The sequence below is a fragment of the Peribacillus sp. genome, assembly GCF_059453735.1.
Genome location: NZ_JAZVJO010000382.1, coordinates 1 through 3,607, shown reverse-complemented (window position 1 = coordinate 3,607; position 3,607 = coordinate 1). Strand labels below are relative to the sequence as shown.

General features: G+C 41.9%; 4 protein-coding genes. All 4 read left to right on the top strand.

The annotated features are described in order from the left end of the window. A partial coding sequence (traD, locus tag AC52RT_RS12400) for a conjugal transfer protein TraD (RefSeq protein ID WP_495541032.1) occupies positions 1 to 230 on the top strand: 230 nt, incomplete at its 5' end. 222 nt (positions 231 to 452) lie between these two features. Beyond that, a complete protein-coding gene (gene mobQ, locus AC52RT_RS12395) occupies positions 453 to 1,955 on the top strand; it encodes a MobQ family relaxase (protein ID WP_495541031.1) in 1,503 nt (500 codons plus the stop codon). Beyond that, positions 1,900 to 2,679: a DUF6040 family protein gene (locus AC52RT_RS12390; RefSeq protein ID WP_495541030.1), complete on the top strand. Its 780-nt coding sequence runs from the start codon at positions 1,900 to 1,902 to the stop codon at positions 2,677 to 2,679. Before mobQ ends, AC52RT_RS12390 begins: the two co-directional genes overlap by 56 nt. An 81-nt stretch (positions 2,680 to 2,760) precedes the next feature. Continuing rightward, entirely contained in the window at positions 2,761 to 3,510 is a 750-nt protein-coding gene (locus AC52RT_RS12385; protein WP_495541029.1) for a LytR/AlgR family response regulator transcription factor, read from the top strand. Positions 3,511 to 3,607 lie beyond the last annotated feature (97 nt).

Genomic DNA, 3,607 nt, shown 5'->3' with positions numbered 1-3,607 from the left:
CTCAGAAGAAGGCTCTGATCAAGAAGCAGAACGAAGAAGAGCGAAAGAAGCGTACCAGAAGACTGATCGAACTCGGCGGTATCGTTGAATCGATTCTGGGAAGACCGACCGTTGATGAAGACAAGATCCGATTCCTGAATTTTCTTAAAAAGCAGGAAGCAAACGGTAAGTTCTTTAGCAAAGCGATGAATGAAAAGAATCCCAAAGGTGATGACAATGCAGAAGGTTAAGGAGAAAGCAGCCCCATCCCTTAACTTGTTAAGGGCGCACTTATATGTGGGCGGAGCCCACATCCAGTGCGCTCTCCGAGGGGGCTTATGCAGCCGGCACCAAAGGACTTTGTCCTTGTGGAATCCTACAAGGATCTTTCAGTCCTTGACCTTGACCAAGTTTCACTTGGATGGAGTCCTGCGGACGGCGCTTTATCTCGCATAGGAAGGAGGAACCGAAAGATGTCAATATACCATTGCTCGATAAAGATCATCAGTCGTGCGGGCGGCAGATCCGCTGTTGCTTCTGCAGCATACCGGTCCGGCGAAAAGTTATATAACGACGAGACCGGTATGACGCACGACTTCACGCGTAAAGGCGGAGTGATAATGAGCGAGATTATCCTTCCGCCTAACGCGCCAAAGCGGTATGAGAACCGCGAAGTGCTTTGGAACGAAGTGCAGCAGATTGAGAAACGATCCGATGCACAGTTCGCCCGCGAGATCGAGGTCGCTCTCCCTAACGAAATGAGCCGCGACGAACAGATAGAATGCGTCAGAAGTTATATCGAAGATAACTTCGTGTCAGAGGGCATGATCGCTGACTGGGCCCTTCACGATAAAGGTGACGGTAATCCGCACGCACACATCATGCTGACTCTTCGCGGTATAGATGAACATGAGAAATGGCTCCAGAAACAAAAGACCGTTTTCGCAAACAGCAGAGATAAAGAAGGAAGACCGATATACGATCCTACTCTTCCGTCTTACGATCCTCATAACAAAGAAGCAACATCACAATATCGGATACCGCAGTTAGAAAAAAACGACAATCAGAAAACAAGAGTTCGCGAAGGGAAAGGAACGGAATATCTTTGGGAGAAGATATCAATACCGGCAAACGATTGGAACGAACATTCCAAGGCAGAGAAGTGGAGATCATCTTGGGCAGAACACTGTAACAGATATCTTGATAAAGACAAACAAATTGATCACCGCAGTTACGAACGGCAGGGATTAGATATCGAACCGACAATACACGAAGGGATAGTTGCAAGGCAGATGGAAGCGGAAGGTAGACCGGCCGACAGATGCCAGATCAACAGAGAAATAAAGGAACGCAATTCCATAAGAGAACAGATAAGAAAAACGGTATCAGAGATAACCAAACTGATCACCGAGAAAGCGAGGGCAATATATGACAGATATAAAGAATTTAGAAAACATCGTGGAGATCTTGAAGTTGCAGGAGCAGATGCAGGAGATCCTGGAAAAACAGCAGGCGGAGATCGAGGGATTGTATTTGGAAAACCGTTCCTTGAAAGAGCAGCTGGACGAATCACTGCAATTAAACGAGCAACTGACGAGACAGAACAAGACATTGCAAAAACAGATAAACGAATTGAGCGATTAAAGCAAATGATCACGGCAAAGGAGGAAACTATCAATGAACGATTCAAACGACTTAAAGATAGAAGATCTCTTATGTATAGCGGAGACAGCTCAGGCTCAGTTGGAACTGGAGATAGCGGAGAACTCCAAAGCACAAGAGAGGATTTCGAATCTTTCATCAGAGGTCTCGATATTAAAGAACGAGCTTCTGAAGAAAAGCGAGAAAATAGTATCTCTGAACGAAAAGATCGAGATCTTAAGCAAGAGCGATCTTCAGCTCAAGAAGAGCAAAGAACTGATGACGACAGGTCTGAAGGCCAAAAGAGAAGCCGAGGCCATCAGATCAGCTTGTGAGGCGGATAGAAAGGAGCTGATTCGTAAAGAGTCAGCTCTTGCCGACCGCGAAAGCAGATTGCGTGAAAAGGAAGAACACATAGACAGGGAAATCAAGACAAAAGCGGAGAATCTCATAAAGGCAGACCGTGCCAGACTTGAATGGGAATACAAATCACGCATGCAGGATAACGATCGCCAGACCAAGGCAGCGCAGGCTGAACTGTCAAAGAAGTACAAGACCATGACCATGACATACAAGGTTGAGTTCATGGTGGTACTGATTTATGGCTTGATATCTTCGATATTACGGGCGGTAACAACGTCCGTAATAAGAGAAGATATCGTGACCTTCTTTACAGAATTATGGAAAGGTATTGTAGGACTTTACTCCCTTATAGAGATGCTCGCCCAAAATGTTGCGGGTTTGGCGAATCTTATTGAGGATACAACCGCATCCGGCATTGTGTATTGGATAATATGCGTTGCTATTATGGCCGTTCTGATCCTGGCGATCTTCATCGGGGTAGGGTTAGTGCTCATCCGTTATGGCAGATATGTCCGAGAGAATCAGTGGGACAGACATACGGTGACAGTGATCACTGTTGATATTGTAGTAACTCTTTTCTTGGCGGAAGAGATAAGAAGATTGATTCCGGTAAATCTGGTTGTGATACAGATTTTTTTGTTCCTTATCTATTCCGGAATACGAGCATGGGTACGGCATTCAAGGCCCGCATACTGAAATATCGATTGAGGAATATTGTAAACAGAATTATACTGATAATGGTTACGAATTCTTCGAAAAAGTGATGACGAGAATAGTATGTTTAGAATAGCATTATGTGACAATGATGAACAGTTTCTAAAGAAGGAATATGAAATAATACAGGAGTATTTTTCATCTTCCGGTGAAGAGTATTCGGTTGATTCATATTTCAGTGGAGCGGAATTAATAAAGAATACCAACAAGCTGGCAAATTATAATCTTATTCTATTAGACTGCCAGATGCCTGAAATGAGTGGTTTGGAAGTAGCAGAATACATACGGAATATGAATATAAATGTTCCCATAGCATTCTCGACAGATTATTATGATTTCACAATAAAAGGATATCATTACGGTTTAGTTAGATATCTTGTCAAAACGGAAACGGCTTTTCGAGATAATATCATTGAGTGCATCAAGTATGTAAAAAGCATAAAGAATGAAAATGAATATCTCTCTATAAAAGTTGATGGAGTGATACAAAAATATAGACAGAGTGATATTGTCTGGATTACAAGCGAAAAGCATTATCTTGTTTTTTATATTAAAAACGGCACAAACGATTCATGGAGTTGTTCTGAGATTAAAGCTCGCATTAGATTTGAAGATATCATCGAAAGTTTGAACACATCGTTTTTGCGAGTTCACCAGAGGAACATTATAAACATGGATTACATTGATGAATTTACAGCGTATTTTATAGTCGTATATATTGGGCACCAGACAAAAAAGAATGTATCCATGACCGTAAGGAATAAAAAAGAGTTACAGAAAAAATACTACTCATATAAAGGAAGCTTATTATGATTTTCCATATATACGATTGTATATATAATCTTGTATGTTTAGTTCTGATGGTTTTCTTATGCAATTCTTTCTGTGAAAAGAGAATATTCAAAACAAC